The organism is Georgenia daeguensis, from assembly GCF_039537705.1.
GTDB lineage: Bacteria > Actinomycetota > Actinomycetes > Actinomycetales > Actinomycetaceae > Georgenia > Georgenia daeguensis.
This window is the reverse complement of record NZ_BAABBA010000097.1, coordinates 1-646: the sequence shown is the minus strand read 5'-3', so window position 1 is coordinate 646 and position 646 is coordinate 1. Positions and strand designations below refer to the sequence as shown.

At 70.3% G+C, this 646-nt stretch carries 1 pseudogene; it reads left to right on the top strand.

The annotated features are described in order from the left end of the window. Nucleotides 1-478, top strand: a pseudogene (locus ABD774_RS21570) (hypothetical protein); the annotation flags it as partial. Nucleotides 479-646 lie beyond the last annotated feature (168 nt).

Here is a 646-nt window from a genome sequence, read left to right as displayed (position 1 = left end):
GGCCCGACAGGACCTCGCGCTCGACTTGCTCATCCCGGAGGACCTGGAGGGTCCGGGGGGCCCGGGGGTTTCGAGGCTCGCTGGCGCTCGCACCTCAACCACCGGGACTGGCGCTCGCACCTCAACCACCGGGCACACCGTGCCGGGCCGCAAGGTTGTGTTGAACGTCCACCTCACCGACACCAGCCGCCTCGACGACCCGAACCCGTTCGCGAATCCCGTGGGCCGGTGGGAAGAGGGCCGCTGCCCGATCAGCACCGCCCAGATCCGCGAGTGGCTGCGCGCGAAGGACACCACGATCATCGTGCGCCCGGTCATCGACCTGGCCGACCACGTCCCGTCGACTCCTACGAGATCCCCGACCGACACAAGACCCGCGTCGCCCTGCGCGACCACAGCTGCCGGTTCCCGCACTGCACCCGACCCGCACAACGCTGCGACATCGACCACCACCGCCCCTACGGCGAGGGTGGCGTGACCTGTCCGTGCAACGAAGTTCCGCTCTGCAGGCGCCACCACCGCGCGAAGACCCACTCCCGATGGCGCTACGACATCGTGATGCCCGGGTCCTACCTGTGGACCAGCCCCAACCGGTTCCAGTTCCGCGTCGACCACCGCGGCACCCTCCCGGTCCACCCGCCCGACC